We start from the raw sequence: 26,511 nt of genomic DNA, 5'->3' as shown, positions 1-26,511 counted from the left end.
ATTTCGCTGATGCGCAGGTGAACGTGACCACATACACACCGCGTCCATTACACTGGAAGATCCTCCCGTGATCCCATCTTGCGGCGATCAGGTATTCGCGCATGACAACGGCATCTATTCTAGGGGTCAGGTCTTTCATGAGGCTCAAACTCCGCCGGATATATCGACCGCTTTACCGTGTCATTCAGGATCTTGATGAATTTATCCACGGCGCGTGATCGAATTGCGTGTTCAGACAGCACAATCGCAAACCCGAACTTGACATCCGGTTTGAATTCAACAGCCACGACACTAGTCTCTCGGAACAAGGATGCGGCAAGCGGGTCGACCAGACCGACACCCAGTCCCATTTCAACCATTTTGCAAATCGTATACCCTGAGGTCGTCTCTATTAGGTTGTCAATCTTTACGTTTGATTCAGTCCCGGCCAGAATCAACGCCTTTCCGATTGTAAGGTCTTCCGAGATTCCGATATTCGTCTCGTTCTTCAGGTCTTCGAGCGAGATTCTACTCAGACCGCTTTTGGGATGTCCCGCCGGCAGAACACACTTGCAGAAAGGTTCATACACACGTTCGAGAATGACACCCGGATAGTCAACTGGAAATGCCGCAATGCCGACATCGACTTGCCGACTCGAAACCAGATCCAGAATCCTAAGTGAGCTTCGTACTTCAAGTCTTATCTTCAGGTTCGGGTAAGCTGCGTTCATCCTCACGATGGATCTCGGCACCACTTCAAGGGAGGCAGCGGGAAATGAGGCAATGCGGAGCCGGTCATGCTTGAGATTTGCGATGTCCTTTGCCGCACCTTCAAGATATTGAATGCCCGAATAAGTCCGCTGGACATATTTGAAAAACGCCTCACCTTCGGGAGTGGGTACGATCCTTCCCGGAATTCGGTCGAACAGATCAAATCCAATCGAACGTTCGAGATCCTTGATCAGGCGGCTTATACCAGGCTGGGAAACGTTCAGGAAATGAGCTGCGTCACTCACGCTCCCAGCAAGCATGACAGCGCGATATGCCTCAATTTGATTAAATTTCATCAACCGCTGCCGAGCGAATGCCGACCAATTTCGGTCTCATACCACGAGATTGGCGCAGGATGAAGGCGGTCAGCGCGCCCGCGAGCCTCGACTTCATCATGGCATCCCCATGTTACGACGACGGGATCACAGCTTTTGGAGAGCTTAACAATTGAACGCTCCCGTCAGGAAAACTCGATATCCGTTGCGAGGCAATTCGTTTCGACACGGGCGAGGGCTGCCAATGGTAAAGGCCGTATCGGAGAACGGATACTGTAGTATCCCACTTGGTCCGGCGACTTTCCTGTAGCGTGCGCGAACAATTCGGTGACTGTGAGCCCGCAATTGCGCCCCTGACAAGGGCCCATGCCGCATCGAGTAAAAAACTTGGCCTGGTTTGGCCCTACACAGCCAGCGGCTGCCAACTCTGTGATCTCGCCGGCGGTAATTTCCTCGCAGCGGCATATCACCGTATTTTCCTGCGGCGGAATTCGGAACTGTGATGGTGGTCGATACAGCGTATCAATAAATTTGCGTATTTCAGTAAGTTGGCGGAATTTTCGCTGGATGGAGTTCCTGGTCTTCGGATCGATAATCAGCTTGTTGTTTTCTGCGATGTGAAGTGCCGCCAAACGCGCGGAATGTACCGCTGCCTTTGCTCCCATTATGCCCGCATTGTCGCCGACCGCGAATATGCCAGGCACGCTTGTCTGCCAGGTACCATCGATTGTCGGGTGAAAGCAGAGCTGTGAATCATCCCATTTGATCTCGCAGCCCAGATGTCGGTGCAGCTGTATGTTGGGTACAACCCCCTGGTGGAGAAGAATACAGTCGGCTTCCACAACGCCGGATTCGCGGGGCGAAGAATATTCGACCGCCTCCGCACGGCTTTCACCGCGAATCCTGATGTCATTGACCTGGCGTATCCGGCGAATGCCGTAAGCAGATATCGCGCGGATCATCCCGATACCGTCAAAAAGCTGCTTGCGGCTCGTGAACCCAAGGGCGGCATGGCGAATAGCGCGCCAGTAGTTTCCGCGTGGGGTCGTGTCGAGCACAGCTCGGACGTCGGCACCGGCCTGCGCCAACTGTCCCGCAACGAGGTACAAGAGCGGGCCGCAGCCCGCCAGCACGATTCGTCCGGCAGGAATGGCTGCGCCGGATTTCATGGCTATTTGCGCTGCACCCGCGGTCATGACGCCTGGCAACGTCCACCCAGGTATAGGAAAAGGTCGCTCGAGCGCGCCCGAGGCAAGCATTATGGCATCAGCTTCAACCGCTGCCACTTCGTCCTTTTGCACGAAATAGACTGTCTTGTCCGCCGAAATTTGCCAGACTGCCGCCTCTGTCCTTATATCAAGGCGCATGTGCTGGGCGGCTTTCAGCAATCTTTCGCCATCCTCGTAGCTTTTCCCGAGCACCGGCCGCATTTTGTCAGTCAGCTTGTCAAGATTGCGGTAAATCTGGCCGCCAAGCCGTTTCCCGTCGTCGAGGATCACGACAGATAGGCCGAGTTCGTGCGCCTGTAAGGCGCCTGCCAATCCGGCAGGACCGGCGCCGATGACGACCAGTTCAAATTTTTGCATGGCAGTTGTCCTGCGTTTCGACGGCCATGCCGTCACGAATTTCAGCCCTGCAGGCCAGAACGTCACGCACTCCGTCGACAATGATCCGGCTTCAAAACAGGCGCCCATCATGCAATAGGGCAGACGCGGTTTTCCGGATACCGGGTTGACATTGAAATGGTCGAGGCCGTTTTCCAGCAGCGCCAGTGCAAGCGTTTGGCCAACCCTAGCGGTTACCGGCACGCCGTTGATCTGGATGATTGTCCGCTTGGCGGCCTCTTCCTCAAATATCGGGCGGAAATTCATGATCTCTTCCTTGAAAAGTCCGGGAATCGAGCCTCCAGGTTTCCTTCTTCAATGGCCGACGCCAGATCTTGCGCATGCACGGGAGCCAGTGTGACTCCGCTATGAACGTTCACCGCATAGGCATTGGGATAGGAGTTGGAGCGCAGGTAGAGCGGTATCCCATCCTGTGTGAATGTTCGCAGCCCGCCCCAGGCGCGCAAAAGCTGCGCATCGGCCAGAGCGGGAAAAGACGCTATGGCTTTCCTTGCAATGACTGACATGATCTCCGGCGTGGTTCCGGCGTCGAGTCCCACCTCTTCCCGAGAATCGCCGATAATGAAGGCGCCTTCATCCATTTGCCTGATTGTGTGGGTTGGATAACGCAGCGATTTCGGCAGTTTATTCGTAACCAGCACCTGCCCCCTGACGGGTCTGACATCCATTGCGATGTCGATCATGGGTGCCAGCTGGTTGTTGCCTAGCCCTGCGGCCAGCACCAATTTAGCACAGCTATATGTCGAGTTCCCGGCTGTTACCTGGAAATCGGACCCTGCGGGCCGGATTTCTGTGACAGCGCTGGATGCCCTGTATTCGCCACCAATTGCGCCAAATGCCGAATGTAGCGCCCGGAAGAACTTCAAGGGGTTCACCGCGCCGTCCAGACGGCCGTAACAGCCACCGACCACTGAATTTCCAAGGCCGGGAATATGCTTGTCCAGTTCGCCGCGCTCCATCATCTCATACGCGGCAGCCACGGGAAGATCGTCGTCGAATTGTTTTCTCATCAATTCCGCGCGATCTTTCCATTCCGCCTCCGACATGCAGAGATAAAAGGCCCCGTCGCCCTCCAGGCAGACGTCTATTCCGCTCAATTCCTTCAACTGCGAACTAAAGGCCGGCCATATCTTTGCCGCTTTGCGCGAAAGCTGCGCATAGGGTCGGAAGGTGTGGCCCTTGGTCTGGACCCAAATGAGGCCGAAATTGCCCCGTGCGGCACGATTGTCGTCATCGCAGCCATCAAGCACGAGCACATCAAGGCCGCGCAGTCTCAGCCCCAGGGAAATGGAAATCCCCACCAGACCGCCACCGGCAATCACCACATCGAAATTGGTTCTGTGCGAGTCCATAGCTGCTGCGGATGCAAAGGATGTCAGATCATTCGGCCGCTTTAACTGGGTCAAAGGCCGGCTGTTCGGATTTCTTCAGAATTTCCTCTAGCCGTGCTGTGCCGTAAGCTTTCTTCGCGAATCCCAGCGACGTCTTACCGTTCTCGATATCGTCGATAAGATGCTCATTGCTTCGCTCGGTGACAGGACCAAACCCACCACCGCCGGGCGTTTCGATCCTTATGCTGTCTCCGGAGTTGAGGATCAGATTCGCGGTCTTTGAAGCGATCTCACGTTCTTCGGCCGACCCGAAATTGAACAATATTTTTCCGCAACGCCCATCCTGGCCGCCGCGCAGCCCGGGAGGCGGATAGATATGGCCATCAGAACGCACGGAGAAGACGACGTCATCCTCTGTAGCGGCAATCTGACGTGCTATGCCGAGGCCACCTCGGTACTTGCCCGCGCCACAGCTGTCCTCCACCAGCGCGTACTCGTCGACTAAAAGATTGTATTCGTGCTCCAGGGCTTCGACCGGCAAATTGGACGTATTGGTAACGTGAAGCTGCACCCCGTCCATTCCATCGACTTCCGCTGTCCCTCCAGAACCTCCGCCAATGGTTTCCATGTAGACATAATCGTCGCCATTGCTTCGCTTACCGGCAAAGCAGATGCCGGGAACGATATCCTGACCCGACGCAATTCCGCGCTCTTGCGGCAGCATTTGCGCAAGCGCTCCAATCACCGCGCGCGCAACCTTGTTCGCGGTGATCGATCGTGCGCCGACTGCTGCGGGGTGTGCGGGACTGACGATCGACCGGCCGGACGTCTGAATCTCGATACAATCGAAAATGCCGTGATTGGGCATCAACCCCGGATCGATCATCATTTTGACGCAATAAACCACGGTTGCCTGCAGGGCATTGAACGGTACATTCATTGCGCCTGCAGCTTGCGGACCGGTGCCTGCAAAGTCGAATAGCAGTTTTCCGCCCGAAACGGCGACCCGAACGGCGATCCTTACCGGCTCATCGCCAATGCCGTCATCATCGAGGAATGCCTGATAGCTGGCCTCTTTAGGCGCCATCGTTGTGAGCTGATTGCGAAGGCGTTGCCGCGTGTAGGCGAGCATATCCTCTACAACTGCCGTAAGACGGTCATCGCCAACGTGGTCAAGAAGTTCCTGAGCCATGGCAACGCCACGGTCATTCGTTGCGAGTTGCACTCCCAAGTCGAGCTCTCGCTCCTTAGGGTCACGCGTATTCAGCGTGACAAGCCGAACGATATCATTCTGCACCTCGCCCTTGCGGCGCAATTGGACAATCGGGATGCGGATTCCTTCTGCAAATATTGTCTGGGCCGTACCAGAAATGGAACCGGGAACCGCGCCGCCGACGTCGGAGTGGTGGGCGATATTTGCGAGAAAGAACGACAGCTTGCCATTGTGGAAGACAGGCGAGACCACGGTGATGTCGGGGAGGTGGGTGCCCCCGGCAGCATAGGGATCATTGCACATGAAGGCATCCCCTTCGCCGATTTGCTCCAGCGAAAACTCCTTCAGCAACTGGGAAACCGCACCGACTGTGGAGCCCAAGTGCAGGGGGGTGTGGGCTGTCTGGGCGAGAACCCGGCCGGAAGCGTCGAACAACCCCACAGAACAGTCGCGCCGCTCCTTGACGTTCGTGGAGAAGGATGAGCGCACGAGGATGTGTAGCATCCCTTCGACAATCGTCATCAGGCGATTGTTGTATATTTCCATCGCAATCGGATCGGAGATTTGGCCGTTCGCGCCATGTTTGATGGTCATTGCCATTTGACTATTCTCCGCCACCATTGTTCAGCTCGATGATAAGATTCCCTGCACTGTCGACAAACGCAGACTGGTTGGGGAAAATCACGCAGGTGGAACTCATGTCTTCGAGAATTGCAGGCCCGACGATCCGCGCCGAAACCGGAATCCTGTCGCGTGCATACACAGCCGCATCCACCCATTTGACATCCGGGTCAACAAAGAAGTCGCGCCGTCCAACGACAGCCGTCTCAAGCGCGCCGACCGATTTACGTGGATTGCAGGTCTTTCCGGAAGGTTCGGCTGATCCACGGACCCTAAAGTTTACGAGCTCGATCTGGCGGTCCGGCAGCGAATAGCCGTATTCCTTGCGGTGCGCATGTTCAAATTCTCGCAAGAACGTCTCGGCATCGGGCAGCGGATGAGGGAGCGGGACCTGCACTTCGTGGTTCTGTCCAAAGTAGCGGGCCTCCAACACATTCTCATATTGCCGTTTTGATTCGGGAACGTCCTCGCTGGCCAGCCAACGCTCGGCTTCACCGCGAAGAACTTCCATTTCCGCCGTGATGCTCGACCAGCATTCGCGAAGGAACGGGCGGATCTTGCTTTGAACGAAATCGAGGCTGGTATCGGAAACAAGGATACCGCGCGCGCACATCGTTCCGGGTTCCCTCGGCGCCACAACCCTCGACAGTCCGCATTCGATCGCCGTCTCAACGCCGTGCAATGGCCCAGCGCCGCCATAGGCTATGAATGCATATTCCCGCGGATCGACGCCGCGTTGCGTTGTCACCGAGCGGATGGCGCGAGCCATGTTCGAAACGGCAATCCGTATGACCCCATACGCTGCCTGTTCCACACTTATTCCCAAAGGTTTGGCGATCTTTTCCTCGATAACCTTGCGCGCGCCCTCGAGGTCGATGGGCATGGTCCCGTTCAATATCGCGACAGGATTAAGACGCCCCAGGACAACATTGGCATCGGTCAACGTAGGTTCGACGCCGCCTCGCATATACGCAACCGGCCCCGGTACGGCGCCAGCGCTCCGTGGTCCGACGTGCAACGCACCGGCATTGTCGATATAAGCGACAGAGCCGCCGCCAGCACCGATAACGTGGATATCCACCATCGGCGTCTTGATAGGATATGACGCCACTTCGCGACTTGTCGTAAAATGCGCCATTCCATCAGTGATAAGCGAAACGTCCGTGCTTGTGCCGCCAACGTCAAAAGTGATCGCGTTTTTGTATCCGGCCTGCGCTGCGATGGCAGCAGAACCGATTACCCCAGCGGCCGGACCCGAGAGGCAGGTGCGAACAGGGTAGCGGCGAACCGTATCTATCGACAAAAGCCCGCCATTCGAATGAACCGTGTAGGGTTTCGTCGATATCCTTAACTTCGTCAGCCTCTCGACCAGCCGTGCGACGTAGTTCTCGAATTTCGGCCCCAGATAAGCATTGGCCGTCGTGGTCGAAAATCGTTCATACTCGCGAAATTCCGGCAAAACGTCGCTTGATCGACTAACGAACGCACTCGGCATCAATTCCCTCACAATGCTTTCGGCACGTATTTCGTGTTCCGGGTACAAGTAGCTGTGCAGGAAGCAAATAGAGACCGCTTCGACGCCCTCGCGGGCCAGGTATTCCACTCCGCGCCGAAGCTCCGCCTCGTCGAGTTCCACGAGTAGCCTTCCGCGAGCATCAACGCGTTCCGAGACCTCGATCCGGTACTGTCGCCTGGCCAAGGGAGCCGACTTGACTACACGGTAGTCATATACGTCAGGGCGAACCTGCCGGCCAATTTCCAGCACGTCACGGAACCCTTTTGTAGTTATCTGGCCGGTCTTAGCGCCGCGATGCTCGATGACCATGTTCGTGCCGACGGTTGTTCCGTGACCGACGAATGCGATGTCTCCGGCTTTCAGATCAAAATTCACCAGCGCGCTGGCCAGTCCTCTTTCGATAGCTTCAGATGGATCGTCCGGCGTCGAGGGCTCCTTGAAGTACATGACCTCTCCAGATTTCGTGTCCATCAACGCGAAATCGGTGAAAGTTCCTCCGACATCAATTCCCACACGTATCATCGTAGATTCCCTAATCGCGCATGGACAAACGCGTTGTTACCGGTAGGCTCATCGCCACGGCGCTGCGTAGCTCCATCGCAAAAGAGCGGCCAATTGGTCTATCCGCTGGCTAAGAAATCAGACTTGAGGCGACATGGCTCATACCAATTCGACCGTAGCCGCCAAGAGTTTGATATTAGCGGGGCCTGCGGCCCACTGCTATCTTGAGCATGTCCTTGTGACGGGAGGAGAAGTCAAATGAATCTGATCCATAGGATTGCAGCCTTGGCAGGTGTCGCAGCGGTTTTGTCCGGACCGGCATATGCTGCCGATCCGATCCGCATCGCGTTGTTCGGCTTCGCCGCCGACAATGCCTTCACACTGGCTAGCCTAGAAGGTTTAAAGGACGCGGCGGAAGAAGCTGGCGACGTTGAAGTTGAATTGTTCGACGGGGCTTTTGATGCAGCCAGGCAGTTCAATCAAATCCAGGACGCGGTCGCTTCCGGACGGTTTGACGGGATGCTGATCCTGCCGATGGGCTATTCTTCGGTAGTCCCCGCCGCCGAACAGGCGATCGAAGCAGGCATCAAGTTCGGTTCGCTCGAATATCCGCTAGGACCTGATCCAACGACAACCGACAAGTTGCAGGTTGAGGGGCTGACGACATTCGTTGGCTATAATGTAGCCAGCATTGGCCTTCGGCTGGCGGAGGCCACTGTGGAAGCCTGCCAGGGCAGGGATCCATGCAAGGTCGCGCTGCTCGTCGGCAGCCGGTCAGCAGCCCAGGACGTTCCCAAGATCGAGGCGTTCAATAAACATATTGTGTTGTATCCCTCGATTGAGCTCGTCTCCACCCAAGACACCTGGTGGGGAAGGGAACTTGGGCTCAAGGTAACACAGGACGTTTTGCAGTCGAATCCGGACCTCGACGTTGTCACCTCTTTCGCCGACCAGGCGGGGGCCGGCGCGGAGGTTGCGCTGACGGGTGCAGGTATCGATGTAGGTGGTGAAGGCGTTCAACTGATCGGCCTAGGTGCTACGCAAACAGCGATAGCGGCCATCCGTGAAGGGCGCTGGTATGGTACCTATGTGGAACTGCCATGTATGGAAGGCTATCTCGGTGGCAAGAACATCATCGCAGCTATACGCGGTCAGGAGTTTGAACCCATTATCGATCTGGAAGCGCGTTCGCCGGTCGGTTCAGCAATCGCCACGAAGAAAAATCTCAATGCCCATCCAGACTGGTCTTCGAAGTGGGATGGCTAGAGGCGTACAATGCAGATCGTTGTCGACGATGTAAGTAAGCATTTTGCGGGCACCGCCGCACTTCAGAATGTCTCGTTTGAAATCCGCAGTGGAATCATTCACGGCCTCGTCGGTGAGAATGGTGCGGGCAAGTCTACGCTGGGAAAGCTGGTCGGCGGGATTCTCCAGCCAAGCGGTGGGCGCGTGATCTACGATCGTGACGGCACCTCGGTGTCGTCACCACGTGAAGCGATTGAGCGCGGCATTGCTGTCGTCCAGCAGGAGCTGATCCTCTGCCCGGAATTGAGTGTCGCAGCCAACGTCTATCTTGGGCGCGAGACGACAAAACTGGGGTTTTTGCGAAGCCAAGCGAACCTGCAGGAATTCAACCAGCTGCGTGACCAGCTAGGATTCAACCTCGACGGAAATGCGAAGATCGGCTCGCTAAGTGTCGCAGATCAACAGCAGGTCGAGATACTCAAGGCACTTTCCCGAAATGCCCGACTGATCGTGCTGGACGAGCCTACATCCTCCCTAACCCCTACCGAAATTGAACACCTACACCAGGTTGTCAAAAGGCTGGCAAAGGATCGCGGGACGACATTCATATATGTGTCCCATTTCCTCGACCACATACTTTCAACTTGTGATGCTGTAACAGTCCTTCGAAACGGCAAGCACGTACGAACAAGGCCGACTACAGATGAAACGCAGTCGTCACTGGCAACAGCAATGCTGGGTCGGGACCTTGCCGAAGCCTACCCGCCAAAAAAGGCTCCGCCGCCGAACAGCGCTATCAAGCTGTCTACCAGTAGCCTCACGAGACGGCGCAAGTTCGAGAACATCAACATCCAGGTCAAGGCGGGCGAGATCGTCGGAATTGCCGGGCTTGTCGGCAGCGGCCGCTCTGAGGTGTTGCGATCCATATTTGGTGCCGACGAGTTCCAGAGCGGCGCGGTTGCGATCGACGGCCGTTCGGTGGCCCGGCATACGCCGATAACCGCAATGCACAACCGCATGGGCATGGTGCCGGAAAGTCGGCGTGAGCAGGGATTGTTCCTCGAACATTCAATCGCGGAGAACATCTCGCTGGTAAATTTCGGTGAACTTCGTCCTTTCGGCTTTGTGAACCGGAGCAAAGAGGGGGATGAGATAAGCAAGTGGGCCGGCCGTCTGAACATCAAATGCGCTTCAGCCGACGCTTTGGTTTCCTCGCTTTCAGGGGGTAACCAGCAGAAGGTGCTTTTCGCGAAATGGCTGGCCGGCAATCCGTCGGTCATGCTGCTCGACGAGCCGACCCGCGGCGTCGACATCGGCGCAAAATCCGAAATCTACAATCTGATCGCCGAACTGGCAGAGCGCGGGATGGCTATCCTGATCGTTTCGTCAAAGATCGAGGAGCTGGTTGGCTTGTGCCACCGGATCTACATCATGCGAGAAGGCAGGATCGTTGGCGAAAAATCCACCAATGAAATCGAGATCGGGGCAATCCTGCGCGAATGTCTTGGCGTATTTGAAAGCGATCTCCACTCAAACAGGTGAGAACGAAAATGTCTGCAGCCGCTGAAACCGAGAGAGTGGGGACGCCGGTGGGGTTCAAGAAATACGGGCTGCGCCTCCTGAAGGACTATGCCATCTTCATAGCGGTGATACTGGCAATCATTGTCCTTGCGGTCGTCGAACCGGCGTTCCTCACATTCAGGAATCTGCGCAATCTTCTCGATCAGAACGCCGGAATCGGAATCATCGCGTGTGGAATGACGTTCGTGATCATAGCTCGCGGTTTTGACCTGTCCGTATCAGCAACGTTCGCAGTTAGCGGGATTACCGCTGCTCTCATTGCTAATGCGTCGTCGCCGGCGCTCGGCTTGATGTCGGGTGTCGTGGTCGGCACGGTGATTGGCTTGGCCAACGGCATCCTTATTGCCAGGCTTCAGTTGAATTCGTTCCTGATCACATTGGCTTCCAGTATCGTGATTCGGGGCTTTGGCATCGCAATTTCCGGCGGATACCTGATCAGCGTAACGGAAAAGTCCTATTCCACGCTGGGGCGAGGTACTGTTTACGGGATCACCTATCCTAGCATTGCTTTGATCCTATTCGTGCTAATCTCAATGCTTGTTCTCCACCGCACCCAGTATGGCCGATACATATTTGCTGTCGGTGGAAACGAGGAAGCGGCGCTTCTTTCGGGTATCCGAACCAAAATCATCAAGGGATCAACTTTTGCGATTGCGGGATTTGCAGCTGCCCTTGCTGGCATCCTCCTGTCATCGAAAATTTCCACCGGCATACCCAACAGCGGCGCCGGGCTGGAACTGCAGGCTATCGCGGCGGTTGTTCTCGGCGGTACCTCGATTGCTGGCGGTGCGGGCGCCATCTGGCGCACGGTAGTCGGAGTGTTTCTGTTGGCTATCATCAACAACGCTTTCAACATTATGAATCTCGAAGCATATCTCCGGGAGATAGTGACCGGAACCATCATCATTCTAGCGGTGATTACGAATACGCTCACCGGTCGCAAGTAATACGAGGCGGGCTAAATGACTACAATCAGCACCAATGTCGGAAAAAGCCGGTACAGGATTGCAGCCGACATAGGCGGCACGTTTACGGATGTCGTCGTTCAGAATACGAGCACAGGTGAGTATTTTGCGGCGAAACATCCGACCACACCCAGTGATCTGTCGGAGGGTATATTGCGCGCTTTCGGCCAGGTCATCGACGATTTCGCCGAGGCCGAGTTTGCGGTACACGGAACGACGCAAGGATTGAACGCGCTGCTATCTCACTCCGGCGGCAGGATTATGCTTTTGACGACCGCCGGCGCCCGCGACAGCTTCTTCATCATGCGGGGATCGCGACCGCGAAGGGAGATGTACAACAACAAGTTCCAGCGCCCCGAACAGTTCGTGAGCCGACGGGATACACTGGAGATAGGTGGTCGCCTTGACTATCAAGGCAACGAAATAGCGGAAATAAATCTGGACGACCTGCAAGCCGCGGCCGAACACGCTAGGCTGAACGGGATCCAATCGGTGGCGGTCTGCTTCTTGTTCAGTTACAAAAATCCCGATCACGAGATTGCCACTCGCGAATTTCTGGAGCGGAACGTCCCAGGAATTTCGGTGTCACTTTCGCACGAAGTCGCACGTGAGTGGCGCGAAGCGGAGCGATCGGCGTCGACCGTGGCGGATGCTTATATCAGCCCTCTGGTTCGGCAATATCTTGGGGTCGTAGAATCGCGCCTTAAAGAGAGAGAACTTACAGTACCGCTTTATGTAACGCGGTCTAGCGGCGGCCTGATGTCTGTCAAACAGGCGATTAAACAGCCTATTCAAACTCTCTTTTCTGGCCCGGTCGGCGGCATCATTGGAGCGGCGGAAATGACAAAGCTTTTCCGCACTGACAATGTCATATGCGCGGATGTCGGAGGGACTAGCTTCGATGTCAGTCTCATCGTTGACGGTAAGCCGCGGGTTGTCAATCAGACGACGCTTTCTGGCATGGACATTATCATGCCTGTTGTTGAAATTGAATCGATTGGTGCTGGCGCCGGTTCTATTGCCTATATCGAAGCGGGCGGCCTGCGCGTGGGCCCTGAGAGTGCAGGAGCCGAACCGGGGCCGGCCTGTTACGGGAAAGGCGGCACAGCACCCACGGTTACCGACGCACAAGTGTTTTTGAATCGCTTCTTGCCACGAGCGGAGCTAGGCGGAACAGTTCGGATCGACCGTGCAAAAGCGGAGGCCGCGCTAACGGGGGTAGCAAAGTCGCTTGGAATGGATGCGGAAACGCTTGCAGAAGGCATACTGGACATCACGAATGCAAAAATGGCCGATGCTATCCGCAGGATTACCGTCGAACAGGGTATCGAACCGCGGGATTTCTCTATCGTCGCGTTTGGCGGCGCCGGCGCTATGCACGCCGCCTTTCTGGCAGAAGCCTTAGAAATAACTGACGTCGTAGTGCCCCCGCATGCGGGCGTATTCTCCGCCTGGGGAATGCTGCATTCGCCCATGCGCCACGATATCGCTGTTCCATTCAACAAATTCATAAAGGATGTCGAGGAATGCGAGATCTCTCGCAGATTTGAACAACAGTCAGAGTTGGCAAGAGCTCATTTGGACGCGGAAACAGGCGGTAGGGCCGAGATACGCTACCAGTACCTTCTCGATCTTCGGTATGACGGGCAGGAATATACTGTCACGGTGGAACTCCCGCAAAACAGGACGTCCGTTCACCAAATTTCCGAGATTTTCCATCAGGCCTATAACCAGCGTTACGGTCATTCCCATCCTGATGCGTCGATAGAGATCGTCGCATTGCGCTTGGTAGCGACCGCTCCCATGGGAAATGGCGTTGCCGCCGACACATCCAGCACGCGAACGACAGAACTGACATTCACCGAACGCGATGTGATGTTCGGCGGCAAGTGGCTGAAAACGCGTCTCTTCAACAGCGAAGACCTGTGCCAAGGGGACGAGCTGGATGGTCCGCTTATTGTCGACGCCGGTCTTTCCACCACTGTCGTTCCTCCCGGATCGCGTCTCGTTATCGAGGCGAAAGGGATTATGCGCATCGTTGTGGGGCGACAAGAAAGTAAATCTTGAATTCCATGTTTGTTGAAATTGCTCACAAACGACCGATATCCGCCGCGGAGGCTCCGTGTTTACGCTGAAGCAAGAAACTAAACTAGGTTTGACGCCCCGCGAGCAAAGCCCTTTCGCGGCAGGCGTGAACGTGCTGCTTGCCCTTTGTGTTGTCGAGACCGGCCTGGATCTTAGCCCGGCCGGTCTCGATCTCATTACCAGCTCATCAACATTCGTCGCGCGATAGCGTCGCCGGCCACCATTTCGCGGCTGACCGTGGAAAGGGAACGGCGCCACAGCCCAGCCAAAGTTCGGCAGGACTGCTGGCCCGAAAACGGGGGCGAACGCGAGTCCGATTTTCTCCGTGGTCCGAAACCTCGTCGTCCTATCCGACCCAAACCGCTCCACAGCACAAATTCGAACCCATCGACGCCACCCATGGCCGCGTGGGCGCCGTGAGTGCACGGCCCCCTGAAAAACGCGTGGGCGGCCTCACGCAGCCTCTTTCAAACGTAAGCGCTCATTTCCGCGCACGTTGACGGCCCTTGCAACAGCTGATCGCTTTCAGACGGACGCGTCGGGTCAGGCTGCGCCGGCTTTTAGGAAGTTGAAGGGCAGGAGATCGTCGATAGCTACGTTCTCGGGGCGCTGAGGCAGTTCAGTGAGGACGTGGCGCAACCACGCTAACAGCTCGACGCTACAGGCGCGGCAGGTCAGCACCAAGCTATAGACGATGGCGCTGGTCTTGGCTCCGCCGACGGCATCGCTGAACAACCAACTCTTCCTGCCAATCGCAAAAATCCTGATGTCGCGCTCGAGAAGATTGTTGTCGATCGGCATGCTGCCGACCCCGTTGTAGCGCGTCAGATAATCCCACTGGTTCAGCGGGTAGGACACGGCGCCGCCGAGCTTGCTGTCAGGCAAGACCTTCGGGGCGATGTCATCGAGCCATACCTTGAGAGCATTTAGGATGGGGACACTATGTTGCTGGCGGAAGCGGCGAATGCATTCGGCCTGTGTTTCACTCTTCTCCGGTATCCCGTCCCGCGCCTGCCTTTCGACCCTGTAGAGCTGTTCGAAGAAGCGGAGCGCCTGTTCCGGCCCGCCACTCTTCTTTCTAGCTTTAAGTGCGTCGACGAAGCGCCGCCTGGAATGGGCCATGCGTCCAAGATGTGTTGCCCCTTCCAGCGTGCGCCTGGCGGAATAGCCGTCGCTCATCACTATGCCGCGGTAATCGCCGAGGAAGGCCTGCGGGTGTATCTGGCCGCGGCCCGGCTGATAATCGAGCAGCACGATCGGCTCGTCACTTTCCTCGCCGCTCCGGTAAGCCCATATATACGAGGTGCTGGCGGCCTCTCTGTCCATTTCCTTCAGCACCTGGACCTTGGTCTCGTCACCATGGATGAGCATCTGTGTTTGTTGTCAAGGGGCGATTGGGCTCCAGAAGCGGTCTTGGGCGATGAGTGCGTTGGCCATGACGACGAGCTTTCGCATGACGGCGACGAGGATGACCTTTGCGGCCTTTCCGGCGTTGCGCAGGCGTGCGGCGAAGGCGGCAAGATCCTTGTTGTAGCGGCTTGCCGACAGCGCCGCCATGTAGAGGACGTTTCTGACAGCCTTGCGTCCGCCTTTGTTGCACGGCGGCCCTGGCGCGGCCCGCTGTCGTGGGCGACGGGGGCGATGCCGGTCAGTCTGCGCTTGAGTTCGGCGCGCAGAAAGGGGCTTTGGAGTGTCGCCAAGCGGTTGATGAGCGCGTGCGTTCGGCACTGGCGGCGCCGCGCACGCCGACGATTTCCTGCAATGCTTCCAACGCGAGCGAAGCCGGTACCGTCTCGGCCGGTTCGAGTGCGACCCCCATCAAGGCCAACAGCCTGGCGTCGATCCTATCGGTCTTGGCGATCTGGCCGCAGGCTTCGGCAAAGAGCCGAGCGCGCAGCGGGTTGACGACGGCCACGGCCAATCCCGCCTCGTGCAGCGAGCGTTGCGTGATATCTGGAGGTCGCCTCCATGACCACCCGCCTCACCGCAAGCTCGCCGAGCAGGCGCTTCAGCCGCCGCAGTCCGCCACTGTCATTGGCGACGCGGAAGCTCCTGCCGGCCGGATGGACATAGACATCCAGCCACTCTTTATACATGTCGATGCCGGCATAGACTGGCGGCGTCGCATTCGGTTCGGACAATACCTTGCCTTGCATGCGGGACTTGCTCCCCATCATCTGTTCAGGACCAATGTGAGAACGAATGGATCTTGCTCATCCGCGGCTCACACCAAGGGGCGTACGGTCCCATCCGTCCACTCCCCGGCGGACGGCCATCCGTCGGGGAGTACAGCTATCTTGCACAAATAGCCGCAATCCGAACATGCAAGGGGCTGCCATCTGAGCCGCAGCTTCAGCGCCTCATAGATGCGGGAGAGATGCTTTTCGCTCGAGCCGATCACCCAGTGGCCCAGAGCGCCTCGGCTGACAGGAACGCCGGCGCGCTCGAATGCCTGCGCCAAGCGGTAGAGCGGTATGCCGTCAACATACTTATGAACGAGCGCGAAGGCCAGCGTCGAGGCCGTAGCGATGCTGCCCGGCAAAGGTTGCGTGGGCATCGGCGCGATCACGACCGGCGTGTTGATCCCGGTGCGGTCGCAATGACGGCAAGCATATTTGAACCGTACATTTCTGCAGGACCTTCGCCTTCACCTCGATATGAAGTTGCTCGGTAACGGTCTCGCCCATGCGATGCATCTGGTGACGGCAGCAAGGACAGGCCTTCTGGGCGTCGGGAAGGTTCATACTCGACACGCTCGCGCGGCAGGTTTTCCGGCAAGGCCTTGCGGCCGCGCTTCTTTCCCGTCGCCCCTTCGCTCGCCGGCAAGCCCGTGTCCGGCAGGACAAAAGACATCGCCATCTTCGCTGTCGGCGTCGTCCTCATCCGCGGCCTGTTCGGCTTCATTGAAGAGGCGGTCAATGTGCTTTTCGCTCTTCGGCGAAAAACGATGCAGCCACGCAAGCGCCCGCTCTTCCTCGAGTTTGACGACGCGTTCGGCGAGGTGACGGTTCTCCGCCTGCAGCGCAGCAATGCGCGCCATCAACTCTCCAACAGTCGGTTCGCCGGGTCGACTCATCAGATTCTTGAATCGAAAGCATGCCGCCGCGTCAACCGCTCAATTCGAGAGCCCTCAACCGGCAACCTGATATTGCCGCACCGGATGGCGGACATCGCATCGATATCGATGCCGTCGAGGATCCAGTGCAATTACTCCGTCGTAAGCGTGACCACCGCTGCCTCCCGGCGCGACCACCGGAACTTGTCCTCGGTCAGCCGCTTCAGGACCAGCACAAAGCCCCACCGATCGAAGAACAGGAGCTTCATCCGGTCGCGGCAGCGATTACAGAACGCAAAAGCCGCCGGAGCAAACGGATCGAGCGCCATCGTCTCTTGGACCAGAACCGCAAGGCTGTTGATCCCGGCCCGAAAGTCGATCGGCTCGCGGTGCAGGTAGACCTGAACGCCAAGCCTGAACATGACCCAATACTCCGATTACCGCTGCCAACGCATCCACATCACCGCATTCCAGCGTCAGCTTCACGCCGTTCGGCAGCGACACGCTCATATTGGCTGGAGAGGGAAAAGATGCAGCCCTTTTGGGTTCCGACCCACGCACTTCATCACAGGTCGCCGGCAAATCCACCGCAGCCATATCACTCTGTCGTAGAAAGGCCCGATCGGCAGTGCTTTCAATCTGAACCGGGATAAACGCCGGTGGTGAGGACGGCGGGAGGGACTGGGTCTCCGCGCGCTTCTTTATCCACTTCCGAAGAAGATTCGCATTGACCCCATGTTCGACCGCAAGCCTCGATACCGACACGCCAGGCTCAAGGCTGGCCGCGACAAAACGGTCCTTCGATGCAGGGTCGTATCGGCGTCGCCCGTTCCGACCGACAAACCTCACCCGCAGTTTCTGCTCATCGTCTTCCATAAATTGGTGTCCACCTATTTTGGTGGACACCTCATGCAATCAGAGCACTCAACCACCAAAAGATGCGTAGAAATTCGCGCTTACTTTCACACGTAACAACGGGGTTTGTCCTTGAAGATGTTCCCCAAGCCTCCATGGTATTTCGTGGCCGTTTGAAACGGGGGCAGTTCCCCATATCAGTTTGGAGGTGGCCACCGAAGACTTGATATTAGCCGGTTCCGGAACCATCGCTAAGCTGAGAAAAAAAGAGCCAAGAATGGATCTAGAGCAGGGGATAAAATCAATCACGAATCTAGTTACGTGATTGAGGCAAATATCTGCAAGGCACGAACGGGGTGGTCGCGATCCGTTCATCTAAATGGGTGCGCTGACGTTGCCGACGCCGGCAACCTGGCACGTCCGTTCCAGCCGTATGCGCAACGGTTTTGATCTGCCGGCCGTAAAAGGTGCCAAGATTATGGTTGCCGACGCGTGAGTCTCACGAACGAACCCTATGTTTAAGCTAAGAAAAGGGAGAGCCCACCGCGTGGCCGTTCCATCGATCGCCAATCCCGACCTCGCCATCCTTTACGACAACCAGCCGCGGTGGAACCTGCCGGACTACCGCCGCCGCGGTTTCCATAACCTCCACACCGCGACGCGCTACGCGATGTCGCTGCGTGCTCCCCGCATCCTGCCGCTCAGGAAGCAGATCGACTGGACCATCGGCGATCGGCCCGACGTCGCACGCTTCCTTGCCGTGCCGCATTTCTCGGCCTTCATCGTGGTGCGCGGCGAGCGCATTCTCTACGAGCGCTATGCGCCGGACTTCGGGCCTGACAGGCCGCATCCCATCATGTCTGTCACCAAGACGACACTCAACCTGATGCTCGGCCGCGCGGTGGCCGACGGTTTCGTCAACCTCGATGACCAAGTACGCAGGTATCTCCCGGAGATCGGTACGGGCTATGCCGAGGCGACCGTCAAGACGGTCGCCGACATGAACGTCGCCAACGATTACACAGAGGACTACACCGATTCCTACACGTGGTCCAACTTGGATGCCGCCAACGGGTGGCGCCTGCCGGTGGAGGGTCAGAAGCAAGAGACGACTCGCTCCTTCATCTGCGGCATCACCGGTGGCGATCTGGCGAATCGCACCGGCCACGCGCTTTACAAGACGACGAACAGCGATGTCGTTGGCTGGATTATCGAGCGCGCCAGCGGCCGGGCGCTGCGCGATTGGCTGATCGAGATCGTCGAAGCGGCCGGTCTCGAGGGATGCTTTCACATGACATGCGACCGCGAGGGCGTTCCACTGATTAGTGGCGGCGCCTGCCTCTCCGCCCGCGATCACGCGCGCTACGGCCTTCTCTTCGCGCGCAAGGGGGAGGGTATCGACGGGCGCCGCGTCGGCGATACCGCCTTCATTGAAGATTCACGCCGTAATCCCGGTCCTCCCATGCCGAAACCGCGCGACTGGATGCGTTATAGCCGCCAGCTAACGACCGACGGCATCTGGCTCGGCCACGGCGGCTACGGCGGTCAGTACATGCTCGCGAATCCTGACACCGGCATCGTCGTCGTCTACTTTAGCGTGCTCGAGAACACGGGCGACCCCGACCCCGATCCCAACTTCCAAGGTCCTCTGGTGAAGATGATGGCCAAACTCGCCGCGGAGGTCTGAGCGGGTTGTCGGCCTGCTGGAGCATTCACTAAGAAGCGAAACCAAGCAAAGGGTAAATACAATGACGATGAATCGACGTGATATTCTGAAGGGTGCGGCAGGTTCGTCCGTTGCCATTGCTGGACTGAACTGGTCCAGCCTTCAAGCGTTCGCGCAGCAGACAAAAAAGAACACGCTGACCTGGATTTGGGATATAGCGTACCAGAATATGAATCCAGCCGCTGCCAACGCGGGCGAACTTTATGTGCTCGGCAGCGTCTACGAGACCCTCTTTTCCTATAAGGATGGTAAGGTCCTGCCGAAACTCGCGACCGAATGGGAGCGTTCGGACGGCGGCAAGACCTGGACCGTCAAATTGCGCGAAGGGGTAAAGTTTCACGATGGATCGCCGCTGAATTCGAAGGCAGTTAAGAAGTCGTTCGAATATACGCGTGACCTTGGGAAGGGGTCGAGCTGGCTTTACGCTGGTTTGGAACATATCGAAACGCCCGACAAACACACTGTTATCTTTCGTTTTAAGGATATCATCGCCTTCGATCTCGTGGCGGGTGCACAATATGCTAGTTTCGTGATCGGACCAGCAGGCATCGACAAGGGCGACGAATGGCTGAACCAGGGTAATGCAATCGGCACCGGGCCCTACAAGCTAACGCAATTCCAGCAGGGAAAGCTTATCGTTCTCGACAAATTCGAAGATTACTGGGCCGGATGGGAAACCGGACAAATCGACCGTGTCCTTCATCCCTATGTCGCCGAAGTGTCGACCCGCGTACAGATGATCCGTTCCGGCGAGGCGAACATTTGCCCGCGTATTCCGGCTTCGCAGATCGAGAGCCTCGAGGCCTTGCCCAATGTTTCCGTCGCGAATATTTCCAGTTGGCGCTCACAGTACTATATGATCAACACCCAAAAATATCCCACGGATAACCTGAAATTCCGGCAGGCTTTGGTGCATCTTTGGGATTACGAGTCGGTGCTGAAGGACATCTTTCATGGCATCGCCAAGAAGCCGGTGGGTCCCGTCGTATCGACATTGTGGGGGCATGGATCATACGACGTGGGCACATTCGATCCGCAAAAAGCGCTGGGGCTGCTAGAAGAGTCCGGCGTTCCGAAGAAGGACTGGAAGATAACAGCGCTGTTCTACGGCGGCAATCAGGAGCAGATCGACGCAATAGAATTGTTCCAGGCCAACGCCGCGGCTGTCGGTCTCGAAGTCGAGCTTGAGCTTGAGGCGGTTGCCACCACCTACAACACCAAGGCGCGGTCTCCTGAAACCACCGGTCACCTGAACGCGATGGTAATGTGGCCAAGTTATCCGTCGCCGCAGGAGTGTGTGGGGATCTTTAAGAGCGAAGAGAAGCCCGTCTGGAACTTCTCCTATTACCATGATGAAGAGTTCGATCGTTTGGTGGGCGAGGGCTTCAAATTGGAAGGCGCAGACCGAAACGCTGCGGCTAAGGCCTATATCGCCGCGCAAGACAGGCTGATGCAGAATGCCGTCGCCATCTTTTATGCCGACGTTAACCGGGTCGTCGCCTATTCTTCCGAAATCAAGGGAATGGAGGAAGCCAACAATCCTGCCTACGAATGGCTTTCGCTGTACAACCTGAGCAGATAGGCGGCCGCGGGAGGTGGAGAAGTAGCGGAGAACATCATGCCTGTGGCAGTGCACTTGGCCCAGCGGCTGTTAATGATTGTTGGCGTCGTCTTAGGGGTGATGACCATAATGTTCGTCTTGAGCCGAGTGCTCTCCCCCTCCCCAGCGGAATTGATGCTGGGGGGGCGGCCTCCCGCTGAGATGATCGCCAGGGTGAATGCCGAACTCGGACTCGATAGGCCGCTCGCGGTTCAATATCTGGGTTTCATCGGCAATGCGATGCGCGGAGAGTTCGGCAACAGCCTGCTCACCGGACGGCCCGTACTGTTGGAGGTACGCGAACGGTTAGGCGCGACGTTCGAACTCACTACCTTGGCGATGGTGCTCGTTTTGCTCATGGGCGTTCCTATCGGAATTCTTTCCGCGGTAAGGCAGAACTCGATCATCGATAATGTCGTCCGGACGGTCTCGGTTGCCGGCGTCGCGATCCCCTCTTTCATCCTGGCGATGTCGCTGCAGCTCCTCTTTTACGGCGCACTCGGATGGCTACCGCTCCAGGGTCGCGTGGATACTTCGATCCTTTTGGGCAGCCCGATTAGTCCGATCACCGGCCTCTTCCTTATCGATGCCCCTCTTACCGGCAATTGGGAGGGTTTCACGAGCGCTCTAGCACACATCGCCCTACCACTTCTCACCTTGACCATCCTGCTACTTGCTACCGTGACACGCATCACGCGCAACATGATGATTGAGGTTCTGAAGGAGGAATATATTCGGACGGCGTTTGCCTATGGTCTCCCGAAGTCCGTGATCTATTATCGGTATGCGTTGAAGGCCACCCTCATACCAATCCTGACGGTCGTTGGGTTGACCTATGGATACCTTCTGGGCGGAGCCGTTGTGGTCGAGTCTGTCTTCGACTGGCCAGGGCTGGGTGCCTTTGTGATCTCATCGATCGCGCAGAACGATTACCCCGCCTCGCTCGGTGCCACACTCTTTCTTGCCGGCACATACCTTCTGGTCAATCTGATTGTCGACCTTCTGTATGCGGTCGTCGATCCCCGGCTCAGAACAGCGTAATGGAGATGATGATGCAAACCGATGTCATCGAGTGGCCTGGCCGGTTGATCCGTGCAAGAGCATTCTTCGGACAGCACCGGTTGTTCGTTTTTGGCGCGGCCATTCTCATGGTGGTGGTTTCAGGTACCGTGCTAGCCGACTGGATTGCGCCCTATGAGCCGACCAAAATCATGTTGTCGGAGCGGCTTTTAGCCCCCGGCGCTGAGCATCTGATGGGCACGGATCGCTTCGGCAGGGACATCTTCGCCAGGGTGCTTCATGGAGGAAGGATATCGCTGCTCGTCGGCCTTTGTGTTGTCCTTCTATCGTTAGTCATCGGCGTTCCCATCGGACTTGTGGCTGGGTATTTCGGCGGCAGGACCGATCTTCTTTTGATGCGGATAGCAGATGTCTTCTTGGCGTTTCCGCCACTGCTTCTGCCGATCGCCATCATTGCCGCACTTGGTCCTGGCGTTTGGAGCGCTGTGATCGCGCTCGGTGTCTCATGGTTCCCAGGAACGGCGCGCATTATGCGCGGCGCGGTTCTGCGAGTGCGCGAGGAACTTTACATCGGTGCCGCGCGAACGATCGGTTTGGGGCATCCGAGCATTCTGGTTCGCCACGTGCTGCCAAACTCGTTGACGCCGGTCATCGTTGCGGCCTCGGCAGATTTTGGCTACGCGATTCTGGCTGGGGCATCGCTGAGCTTTATCGGCTTGGGCGCAAGGGCTCCGGCGGTCGAGTGGGGACTGATGGCGGCGGATTCCCGCGTCGACTTTCTCGATCATTGGTGGACTGCGCTGTTTCCGGGTCTGGCCATCTTCGTGACAGTGCTTGCGCTCAATCTCGTTGGCGACGGTCTCCGCGATATTCTGGACCCAAAGCAGGGTCGACGGGAATGAGCGACGCGGTTCTTCACGTGAGCGGCCTCGGAGTGACTTTTCCCGGCCTTTTCCGATCGACTTCGATCCTGCGCGGTGTTAATTTCGAAGTTGTCGCAGGCGAAGTGCTCGGCTTGGTAGGTGAGTCGGGCTGCGGGAAGTCCATGACCGCGAGCGCCTGTCTTGGCATGGTGCCGCCGCCCGGTTGCGTCACCGGCAGCATCAGGATCGACGGGCAGGAGGTCATTGGGCGGCCCGAGTCCGAGGTGCGCGCGATGCGCGGCAGCCGCATTGCGATGATCTTCCAAAATCCTATGCGTTCCATGAACCCGTTCTTCACGCTTGGGCGGCAGATGATCGATGTTATTTCTTGCCACCGACCGGTCGGCCGGCCCGAAGCGCGTTCTGTGGCCCTGAGCGAGCTCAAGGCCGTGCGCATCCCTGACCCGGAGCTGGCGCTTGAGAAATACCCGCACCAGCTTTCGGGCGGACAGATCCAGCGCGCCCTGATTGCGCTCGCGCTCGCTTGCCAGCCGCGCCTTTTGATCGCCGATGAGCCAACGACGGCGCTCGACGTGACCATCCAGGTACAAATCGTCTGGCTCCTGCGTCGCCTGGCCGATGAGAAAGGCCTTGCCGTCGTGTTCATCACACACGATCTCGGCATCGTTTCGCAACTTTGCGACCGCGTGGCCGTCATGTATGCGGGCCGGATCGTTGAGATGGGCAGCGTGGAGGCGGTGATTGACCAGCCTCGCCATCCCTACACGGCAAAGCTGCTGGGTACGGTTCCCGTAGTTGGCCGCGGTACCCGCGATCTCGTCTCTATACCCGGCCATGTACCCAATCCTGGCGTGATACCGAAGGGTTGCGCGTTTCACGACCGGTGCGACCGGGCGACTGGCATCTGCGCAGAGGCGGATCCGCCGGCCCGGACCTTTGGCGAGGACCACTGGGCGCTATGCCATCATGCCGTTCGCCATCAGCAGGTCACGAAGGCACCATGAATGCCGCACCGCCCGTTCGCCTGGTCTCCGTGGAGGGCCTGTGCAAAGTGTATCCCACGCGTCACGGCGCCATAAAGGCCTTGGACGACATCAGCTTTCAGATCGCGCCGGGCGAGACGCTAGCGCTCGTCGGCGAGTCGGGCTGCGGCAAGAGCACGCTCGCCTCTGCACTCCTGGGGCTTATGAAATTCGATGCAGGCACAATCGAGATCGGCGGCAATATAGTCACCGCTCACCTTCACGGGACCACAATGCCCCCACGCCGCGACGTCGGCGTGGTGTTTCAGAACCCGCATTCCTCGCTCGATCCGAGGATGACGGTGCGCTCGATCGTCGGCGAACCGCTGAGCGGTATTTTAGGCATGCGGGGCGAAGCCGTCACCCGGCGCGCCGGCGAATTGCTGAGCCAAGTTGGACTCAGCGTGGACTACCTCAACCGCTATCCCCATCAGCTCTCGGGCGGGCAGATGCAGCGCGTCGCCATCGCACGTGCGTTGGCGCTTGAACCACGGCTGCTTGTGCTTGATGAGCCTACCGCGGCGCTCGATGTCTCCGTGCAAGCCCAGATTCTGAAGCTCCTTAAGGCTCTCCAGGCCAGATCAAACGTCAGCTACCTGTTCATCACACACGATCTCGGTGTCGTCGACTACATCGCCCATCGTGTCGCGGTCATGTATCTTGGCCGGATTGTTGAGAGCGGGTCCGTTAATGAGGTGTTCGCCAATCCGCGCCACCCTTACACGCGGGCATTGCTCGACGCCGTGCCCGTCATCGATCCTCGGCGACGGCGCCAGTCCCCACCGCTCGACGGCGAGGTCCCGAGCCCTCTCAACCGCCCTCCCGGCTGCGCCTTCGCACCCCGTTGCTGTTGGGCGGTGAACGAGTGTCGCTCATCGGTGCCCGCGCTTTGCGAAGAAAAGCCGGGACGACGGGCTTACGCATGCTTCCGTCCATTAGCGCCCGAAAAACGTCACCGATAAAGAGACCTGCATGAAGCTGCGTGAATATGCGGGCGGCCGCAAAAGGTGCCACCATTATGGTTGCCGAAGCGTGACTCTCACTAACGAACCCCATCTTTGAAAGGCCCGCCGCATGACGATCCCCTCGATCGCCAATCCCGACCTCGACATCTTGTTCGACAACCAACCGCGCTGGAAACCGCGGAATGAGTAGTGGTTTGTGGGCGGAATTATCATCGCTCCAACCTGCGCGGCAATCCGCCTGCGGCGTAATTGATCATCGGGGCGTCATGCTCGAGGGATTTCGCGAAGAGTCCACAGCCCGAAAGGACAGACCAATGGGTAAACTTAACCTGCCGCGAGGCAAAAAGATTGCCGTAAATTTAGGAGTCGATTTCGATGCTCAGGCACTGTGGCTGGGCGGCTTCAACCGCCCCACCCCGTCCTCCATGTCCCGCGGTGAATTTTGCGCTGCCGTCGGCGTGCCGCGAATTCTTGACCTTTTCAAGCGGGCAGGCATCAAATCCACGTTTTTCACTCCCGCCCATACAATTGACACTTTCCCAGAAATCAGCAGACGAATCTGCGACGAGGGCCATGAGATAGGCCATCACGGCTACTACCATGAGAACCCGACCTTGATTTCCCGTGAGACGGAGAAGCGCCTTATGGATCTTGCATTCAAGACATACCAGAGCGTGCTCAGCCTTCGGCCGGTCGGCTATCGTTCTCCATATTGGGATTATAGTGAAAGCACACTCGATCTGATCGAGGAAGCAGGTTTCAAGTACGACAGCAGCTTGATGGCACGGGATTTCGTCCCTTACCGTCCGCAGCGCTGGCAGGTACGTTGGGAATTGGGTAACGTCGCTGGTGCGGCTAGCAAGGTACTCGAGCTCCCCGTAAGCTGGTATTTGGACGATTTCCCCCCATTGGCTTACACCGGCGCTAACGAAAGTATGGGCGATACAGAAACCGTTCTCCGCCGCTGGAAGGACATATTCGATTACTGCTATAACAACCAGCCCAACGGCATCTATGTAATGGCACTGCATCCGCAGATTATCGGCCAGGCACATCACATGATCATGTTGGGGCGTCTCATCGAATACTTCAAGTCTCACGAGGGGGTTTGGTTCGCGACCTGCGACGAGATCACCGCGTGCTGGCAGGACGACGACGAAGACCGTCGCCTTATGGCACTACCCGATGCCCGCGGAGTTGAGCCAATGCCTGCTGATTATAACTGGCCCAGACGACACGCGTGATTGCGCGCTATGGTTCTGCAATAGGCGTATGCTCATCATGTCCCCTTCGAGTTGGCATCATATTGCTGTATCATGCTACTGTCGTGGTCAGCGCGACGACTCGACATCATGCCATCAGATCTTTGGTCGACAGGTTAACTAGGAGGCGTGATTTGTCGAGGGTTTCACAGCACCACTGGCGACCACCCTGCGGGCCCTCATCCCAGCGATGGGACCTGGAAGAAGCGCAGCTTAATAACCCCTCCGAGTTGTTCGACGACGGCGCAGCTCAGTCGGTCAGCAGGCTGAGGTTGTGTACCCGGTTGTCATCAGCCGGTTCGGTCCGATAACTTCGAATTCCGCCTGGTGATTGCATCGATTACGCGAATTGCGTTGATTAGATGCGGGATGAGCATCTCTCTGACGGAGCGACTCTCTTCCTTCATGGGAACG

General features: G+C 57.4%; 20 protein-coding genes and 3 pseudogenes. 12 read left to right on the top strand and 11 right to left on the bottom strand.

The features are described from left to right. Positions 1 to 119: 119 nt before the first annotated feature. From AC0L3H_RS11880 to AC0L3H_RS11860, 5 genes are all read right to left on the bottom strand, one after another. Positions 120 to 1,046, bottom strand: coding sequence for a LysR family transcriptional regulator (locus tag AC0L3H_RS11880; protein WP_473585576.1), 927 nt, complete (start codon positions 1,044 to 1,046; stop codon positions 120 to 122). A 164-nt stretch (positions 1,047 to 1,210) separates the two neighbouring features. After that, positions 1,211 to 2,896, bottom strand: coding sequence for an FAD-dependent oxidoreductase (locus tag AC0L3H_RS11875; protein ID WP_473585575.1), 1,686 nt, complete (start codon positions 2,894 to 2,896; stop codon positions 1,211 to 1,213). Beyond that, positions 2,893 to 4,002 carry an NAD(P)/FAD-dependent oxidoreductase gene (locus AC0L3H_RS11870; RefSeq protein ID WP_473585574.1) on the bottom strand — a complete coding sequence of 370 codons (1,110 nt, stop codon included), beginning with the start codon at positions 4,000 to 4,002 and terminating at the stop codon, positions 2,893 to 2,895. Before AC0L3H_RS11870 ends, AC0L3H_RS11875 begins: the two co-directional genes overlap by 4 nt. A 28-nt stretch (positions 4,003 to 4,030) precedes the next feature. Then, positions 4,031 to 5,794, bottom strand: a complete 1,764-nt coding sequence (locus tag AC0L3H_RS11865) for a hydantoinase B/oxoprolinase family protein (protein ID WP_473585573.1) — start codon at positions 5,792 to 5,794, stop codon at positions 4,031 to 4,033. 4 nt (positions 5,795 to 5,798) lie between these two features. Next, the gene (locus AC0L3H_RS11860) at positions 5,799 to 7,853 is read right to left on the bottom strand and encodes a hydantoinase/oxoprolinase family protein (RefSeq protein ID WP_473585572.1); all 2,055 of its coding nucleotides are present in this window, start codon (positions 7,851 to 7,853) and stop codon (positions 5,799 to 5,801) included. Between the two features lie 237 nt (positions 7,854 to 8,090). On the opposite strand from AC0L3H_RS11860, the gene AC0L3H_RS11855 reads away from it, so the two are divergent. The 5 genes from AC0L3H_RS11855 to AC0L3H_RS11835 are packed head-to-tail and all read left to right on the top strand — an operon-like array spanning position 8,091 to position 13,916. Further along, positions 8,091 to 9,098 carry a sugar ABC transporter substrate-binding protein gene (locus AC0L3H_RS11855; protein WP_473585571.1) on the top strand — a complete coding sequence of 336 codons (1,008 nt, stop codon included), beginning with the start codon at positions 8,091 to 8,093 and terminating at the stop codon, positions 9,096 to 9,098. A 9-nt stretch (positions 9,099 to 9,107) separates the two neighbouring features. Then, positions 9,108 to 10,619 carry a sugar ABC transporter ATP-binding protein gene (locus AC0L3H_RS11850; RefSeq protein ID WP_473585570.1) on the top strand — a complete coding sequence of 504 codons (1,512 nt, stop codon included), beginning with the start codon at positions 9,108 to 9,110 and terminating at the stop codon, positions 10,617 to 10,619. An 8-nt stretch (positions 10,620 to 10,627) separates the two neighbouring features. Further along, the gene (locus AC0L3H_RS11845) at positions 10,628 to 11,605 is read left to right on the top strand and encodes an ABC transporter permease (protein ID WP_473585569.1); all 978 of its coding nucleotides are present in this window, start codon (positions 10,628 to 10,630) and stop codon (positions 11,603 to 11,605) included. A gap of 15 nt (positions 11,606 to 11,620) precedes the next feature. Beyond that, positions 11,621 to 13,690 carry a hydantoinase/oxoprolinase family protein gene (locus tag AC0L3H_RS11840; RefSeq protein ID WP_473585568.1) on the top strand — a complete coding sequence of 690 codons (2,070 nt, stop codon included), beginning with the start codon at positions 11,621 to 11,623 and terminating at the stop codon, positions 13,688 to 13,690. A gap of 55 nt (positions 13,691 to 13,745) precedes the next feature. After that, a complete protein-coding gene (locus AC0L3H_RS11835; protein WP_473585567.1) occupies positions 13,746 to 13,916 on the top strand; it encodes a hypothetical protein in 171 nt (56 codons plus the stop codon). A gap of 335 nt (positions 13,917 to 14,251) precedes the next feature. On the opposite strand, the pseudogene tnpC reads toward AC0L3H_RS11835, so the two are convergent. The 6 genes and pseudogenes from tnpC to tnpA all read right to left on the bottom strand — a co-directional run. Further along, positions 14,252 to 15,088, bottom strand: a pseudogene (gene tnpC, locus AC0L3H_RS11830) (IS66 family transposase); the annotation flags it as partial. A 3-nt stretch (positions 15,089 to 15,091) separates the two neighbouring features. Continuing rightward, positions 15,092 to 15,265, bottom strand: coding sequence for a hypothetical protein (locus AC0L3H_RS11825; protein WP_473585566.1), 174 nt, complete (start codon positions 15,263 to 15,265; stop codon positions 15,092 to 15,094). Between the two features lie 91 nt (positions 15,266 to 15,356). Beyond that, positions 15,357 to 15,623 (bottom strand): IS110 family transposase, encoded by a 267-nt coding sequence (locus AC0L3H_RS11820; protein ID WP_473585659.1) that lies wholly within the window; start codon positions 15,621 to 15,623, stop codon positions 15,357 to 15,359. Between the two features lie 399 nt (positions 15,624 to 16,022). Then, positions 16,023 to 16,784, bottom strand: a pseudogene (locus AC0L3H_RS11815) (IS66 family transposase); the annotation flags it as partial. 131 nt (positions 16,785 to 16,915) lie between these two features. Then, the gene (gene tnpB, locus AC0L3H_RS11810) at positions 16,916 to 17,185 is read right to left on the bottom strand and encodes an IS66 family insertion sequence element accessory protein TnpB (RefSeq protein WP_473585565.1); all 270 of its coding nucleotides are present in this window, start codon (positions 17,183 to 17,185) and stop codon (positions 16,916 to 16,918) included. Beyond that, positions 17,169 to 17,639, bottom strand: a pseudogene (gene tnpA, locus AC0L3H_RS11805) (IS66-like element accessory protein TnpA); the annotation flags it as partial. The pseudogene tnpA and the gene tnpB, both read right to left, overlap by 17 nt. A 526-nt stretch (positions 17,640 to 18,165) precedes the next feature. Here tnpA and AC0L3H_RS11800 point away from each other — a divergent pair. From AC0L3H_RS11800 to AC0L3H_RS11770, 7 genes are all read left to right on the top strand, one after another. Further along, complete coding sequence (locus tag AC0L3H_RS11800; protein WP_473585564.1) at positions 18,166 to 19,305, top strand: serine hydrolase domain-containing protein; 1,140 nt, start codon at positions 18,166 to 18,168, stop codon at positions 19,303 to 19,305. Between the two features lie 61 nt (positions 19,306 to 19,366). Beyond that, a complete protein-coding gene (locus AC0L3H_RS11795; RefSeq protein WP_473585563.1) occupies positions 19,367 to 20,926 on the top strand; it encodes an ABC transporter substrate-binding protein in 1,560 nt (519 codons plus the stop codon). Positions 20,927 to 20,962: 36 nt separating this feature from the next. Further along, positions 20,963 to 21,985 carry an ABC transporter permease gene (locus tag AC0L3H_RS11790; protein ID WP_473585562.1) on the top strand — a complete coding sequence of 341 codons (1,023 nt, stop codon included), beginning with the start codon at positions 20,963 to 20,965 and terminating at the stop codon, positions 21,983 to 21,985. Positions 21,986 to 21,996: 11 nt separating this feature from the next. Then, positions 21,997 to 22,866 (top strand): ABC transporter permease, encoded by an 870-nt coding sequence (locus AC0L3H_RS11785; protein WP_473585561.1) that lies wholly within the window; start codon positions 21,997 to 21,999, stop codon positions 22,864 to 22,866. Further along, positions 22,863 to 23,852 (top strand): ABC transporter ATP-binding protein, encoded by a 990-nt coding sequence (locus tag AC0L3H_RS11780; protein WP_473585560.1) that lies wholly within the window; start codon positions 22,863 to 22,865, stop codon positions 23,850 to 23,852. Before AC0L3H_RS11785 ends, AC0L3H_RS11780 begins: the two co-directional genes overlap by 4 nt. Then, positions 23,849 to 24,832 (top strand): ABC transporter ATP-binding protein, encoded by a 984-nt coding sequence (locus tag AC0L3H_RS11775; RefSeq protein ID WP_473585559.1) that lies wholly within the window; start codon positions 23,849 to 23,851, stop codon positions 24,830 to 24,832. Before AC0L3H_RS11780 ends, AC0L3H_RS11775 begins: the two co-directional genes overlap by 4 nt. 317 nt (positions 24,833 to 25,149) lie before the next feature. Then, the gene (locus tag AC0L3H_RS11770) at positions 25,150 to 26,079 is read left to right on the top strand and encodes a polysaccharide deacetylase family protein (RefSeq protein WP_473585558.1); all 930 of its coding nucleotides are present in this window, start codon (positions 25,150 to 25,152) and stop codon (positions 26,077 to 26,079) included. Positions 26,080 to 26,511: the final 432 nt, after the last annotated feature.

The sequence above is a fragment of the Mesorhizobium sp. WSM4816 genome (genome assembly GCF_055811535.1).
Note: the sequence above shows the minus strand (reverse complement) of the source record. Positions and strands in the feature narration are given on the sequence as shown.